This window comes from uncultured Anaerococcus sp., from assembly GCF_963510915.1.
Taxonomy (GTDB): domain Bacteria; phylum Bacillota; class Clostridia; order Tissierellales; family Peptoniphilaceae; genus Anaerococcus.
This window is the reverse complement of the sequence record NZ_CAUPHG010000121.1, coordinates 1-4,216: the sequence shown is the minus strand read 5'-3', so window position 1 is coordinate 4,216 and position 4,216 is coordinate 1. Positions and strand designations below refer to the sequence as shown.

4 protein-coding genes and 1 pseudogene are annotated in these 4,216 nt (G+C 30.9%); all 5 read left to right on the top strand.

Going from position 1 to position 4,216, the window contains the following annotated elements:
• Positions 1-392, top strand: a 392-nt coding sequence (locus RQ893_RS08395) for an ArsA-related P-loop ATPase (protein ID WP_311482566.1), incomplete at its 5' end; no start/stop codon positions are given.
• A 26-nt stretch (positions 393-418) separates the two neighbouring features.
• Positions 419-1,480 carry an ACR3 family arsenite efflux transporter gene (arsB, locus tag RQ893_RS08390; protein ID WP_399523591.1) on the top strand — a complete coding sequence of 354 codons (1,062 nt, stop codon included), beginning with the start codon at positions 419-421 and terminating at the stop codon, positions 1,478-1,480.
• A 349-nt stretch (positions 1,481-1,829) separates the two neighbouring features.
• Positions 1,830-2,056, top strand: a pseudogene (locus RQ893_RS08385) (terminase TerL endonuclease subunit); the annotation flags it as partial.
• 97 nt (positions 2,057-2,153) lie between these two features.
• Positions 2,154-3,131 carry a hypothetical protein gene (locus tag RQ893_RS08380; protein ID WP_311482564.1) on the top strand — a complete coding sequence of 326 codons (978 nt, stop codon included), beginning with the start codon at positions 2,154-2,156 and terminating at the stop codon, positions 3,129-3,131.
• 153 nt (positions 3,132-3,284) lie between these two features.
• Positions 3,285-3,761, top strand: a complete 477-nt coding sequence (locus RQ893_RS08375; RefSeq protein WP_311482563.1) for a hypothetical protein — start codon at positions 3,285-3,287, stop codon at positions 3,759-3,761.
• Positions 3,762-4,216 lie beyond the last annotated feature (455 nt).

Genomic DNA, 4,216 nt, shown 5'->3' with positions numbered 1-4,216 from the left:
ATACAATTCTTCTTTTAGAATCAACTGAAAGCTATAATAGGGAAATTTCAAGAAGCCAGGGAGATGTACCTGAATCAGTAAAGAAGCTACTTCCAAGGCTTAAGGACAAGGATTATACAGAGGTTCTAATTATAGCACTAGCAGAAGCAACTCCTTACTATGAAGCAAAAAGACTTAAGGAAGACCTAGATAGGGCAGAAATCTTTAATAAATGGTGGATCATCAATTCGAGCTACTTTGCAAGTGGCAGCCAAAACGAGATTTTAAAAGCTAGGGCCGATCAAGAAAAAGAGTGGATCAAGACAATAGATGAAACATCTCAATCTAACACAGCCCTTGTTGAGTGGATTCCAGAAGATTTAAAAGAAGACAATTTAAAAGACCTATTATAACAATAGGCAGATAAAAAGAGGTGAAATTGGTGAAAGAAACAAACGAAAAAATTAGTTTTTTTGAAAAATATTTAAGTATATGGGTTTTACTCTGCATGGCTGCAGGTATTTTGATTGCTAGATTTATGCCATCTGTCCAATCTTTCTTACAGTCATTGGAATTTAAGGGACAAAATATAATCTTAACAGTTTTAATGTGGCTTATGATATACCCTATGATGGTTAGAATAGACTTTAATTCACTAAAAAATGTAGGAAAACATCCACAAGGTATAATTATTTCTACAATAGCAAGCTGGGGAATCAAACCATTTTTAATGTTTGGTCTGTCTACACTTTTCTTCCATTATGTATTTAGACAGTTAATACCTGTTGATCTTGCCAATGATTTTGTTATAGGAGCAGTACTTTTAGGTACAGCCCCATGTACAGCCATGGTATTTGTGTGGAGCAGTCTTACCAATGGAGACCCAGCGCAAACTCTTGTACAGATATCGGTAAATGACATCTTGATAATCTTCCTATTTGTACCACTTGTACAGCTCCTTTTAGGTTTAAAGGGAATAAGTCTACCAATGGATGTTCTATTAATGTCATTAGTACTTTTTGTTGTAATTCCTTTAGTAGGAGGGTTTTTATCAAGGTACTTTATAATAAAAAATAAGGGAAAAGATTACCTGGAAAATAACTTTATAAAAAAGTTTGACGGAGTAACTACTATAGGACTTCTTCTTACCCTCGTTATTATATTTACTTTCCAAGGTGATATGATAGTAAAACATCCACTTTATGTAGTTTTAATAGCAGTTCCACTAATACTTCAAAATGTGATTTCATTCTCTCTAACATATTTGGTAAGTAAAGTAAGCAAACTACCTCATGAGATAGCAGCACCAGCTTCTTTAATAGCAGCATCTGACTTTTTTGAACTTTCAGTGGCTGTAGGCATAGCCCTATTTGGTGTAGATTCTCCTGTTGTTCTTGCATCAACTGTAGGGGTTCTTACAGAAGTTCCTGTAATGCTACTTTTAGTAAGGATAGTTAATAATACAAAAAGCTACTTCCCAAGCCTTGAAAGAGCTAAATAAAGTTAAGACATTAGAAAAAAGTGCGACTATAAAATTTGAACTGACCCCCAAAAGTTAGACCTAAAAACTAACTTAAGGGGGTCATTTCATATTGTAAGGGCTTGTTAATTAAATATATTGTAATGATAAAAAGATATAACAGTAAACAATCAAATACTTGAATAAAAAATGGACAAATACTTGAATTAAAACAAGACAAGCACCTTTTGCTTATAAAAGAGATGATGATGTTTACGTAATACCTATTACGGCTTTAAGACCTTAATAGTATTAGCATTGATTGATATATTCTCACATACGAGGATTTTGAAAAACTTGGAAAATTATCGATGCTGACCACTCAAGTCATGTGGATAGAAAAATAGCCCATGCAGGACACCCAGTTTTAAGATAGATGACGGACAACATATTTTTACGAACAGATCCAGCAGGAAATATAAAAAGGCAGATAAGGGAAAATCTACAGAAAAAATAGATAGAGTTATAGCTACAATTATGGCTTTAGATAGAGCAATAAGGTGCGGGAATGATACAAGTGAATCGGTTTATGATGATAGAGGGTTGATTGTTTTTTAATATGGGTATAATTAAATAAATAAAAAAGATTAAACAGGTAGAGTTTTTTATCCTTAAAAAAGTTTATATGTGTAGCAAAGAAAACAAGGAGGTTTTTATGAATATTAGAGAATTAGTTAGAAAAGCTGCACAAGAAAAATATCCTAATAATAAGTATGTAAAAGATAGGGTAGAAAGCGAACTAGGATATTTTGACAAGAATGATTGGTTTAAGCAGATTGAAATTCTTTTAAAAATTAAAGAAATTTATAAAGGTCAAAATGTTTATATTTTCCCAATAGGACTGCTCTCACTTTATCTTTTAGAGTTAGAGTATATAAATCCCATGCCTGCCCATTATTATGAACCGAATAAAAAAACTATTATATTTGATAATTCTGCATCTTATGGCGTAGATCTGCCTAAGAAAGATGGTTTTCATAGAGATGGATTTGATATTACAGGAGAATATATTTTAAATTTAAAAAGTAATAATGCCTTTAGATTGTATCTCTATGAGAAACACAGCGACGTAGTTAAAGATTTAATAGGAAATATTTATCCATTTAAATCTAGAATAATTTCTTGGAATGCCGAGGAAATTTCTTATGGATCAACAATCATTACATTCAAAGATAGTTTTGCTGATAATTTTCTTGGTACGGATTTGATAAAACAAATAGACGTAGATGATTTTTTATTAAGTTTAAATCCTAAAAAACAGGATTTAAAAGATATAATGAGATTTTTTCTTGATGATAATATAGAAGTATTGGATGAAATAAAAAGTTTTGGGAAAATGGTAGAACTTTCGGCTATATTAAGATTAACTAGAAAAGCATATGTAGAGGTTAAGAAGACTTTAAATCCCAAATTTCCAAGAACTAGGGAAGATATTTTTCTTTATTTAAAAAACAATGGATACTCAGCTGAAGAATCTGCTAAATTAGCCAACGACATATCTTTTGGCAAGAATACTGATTTAAACATAAAAGATAATATTATTAAAAAGTATTTACAATCCTTTAGCTATATTACACCTAAGGCATTTGTTTTGCACTTATATCTTAGAGATTATTTTATTGCATTAAATTAAAAAAAAGAAGAGACTAAGCTCTTCTATGAGTGGAAAGCAAAGCATAAAGAATTTGTTCCAGATGGCTTAGTAAATGTTAATTCATATGTTTTTGCAAGACCAAAAATTACAGTTATCTTAAAAGAAGTAAATGCTAAAAATAGCCTTGATTTAATGAATTTTCTAAGAAAAGGTGCAGAAGTCGGTAAAACATGGAATAATACTTCAAGATGGATTGCTAATATATTATATGGCAAAGATTATGATAAAATTGACTATATAGGAGAAAAAGAAAGAAAAAAATATCTTGCTCCTATTTCTGTAATTAATTTAAAGAAAACACCTGGAGGTGGAACAGCTCATAATTCTGAGATAGATAAATTTGCAAAAACTGATAAGGAGTTTATAAAAAAACAACTTGAAATATATCACCCAGATATTATCATTTGTGGAGGAACAGGAGATATATTTATTCAAGATATTCTAGATTTAAATACTAGTGATTGGACTTATGTTTCTGATTATTTTAGCTTTTTAATTTATAAAAATAAGATTATAGTTAGAACATACCATCCAGGTAGCAGAAAAAGCAAAACAGATTTTTTTGAAAAGGTAGCCTTACCAATTAAAGAATTATGGCTAAATCAATGATAGTGAGATTAGAGCATCTACAAAAGTAGGTGCTTTTCTTATACTTAAGTTTAGAAGGTGGTAATATAAACATTTTGAATTGAATATTTCCCCATAAGGGCACAGGTGAGTCGAGAGACAAACCTAAAGACGTGGAGAGGATATCTTCATCCTCTTTTTTATTTGGGAGAACACCAGCGGGAAGGAATATCAACGAATTTACTGCTATGCAAATGACAGCAGTTTATTCATGTGTGAGAGTTTTTGCTGAAACCTTAGCAGGACTTCCGTTTCACTTATAAAAAACATTTTTTATTAATTAAAGTGGCTAGAATGCTATAGATTAAAAAATTAATTGACCCATTCCCACATACGAGGCATTTATAAAATACCAAAATTTATCCATGCTGACCCCTCAAGCCACGTGGAATTTATAGCGTTGATACAAAAGATGTAAATTTAGAAATCCTGCATTT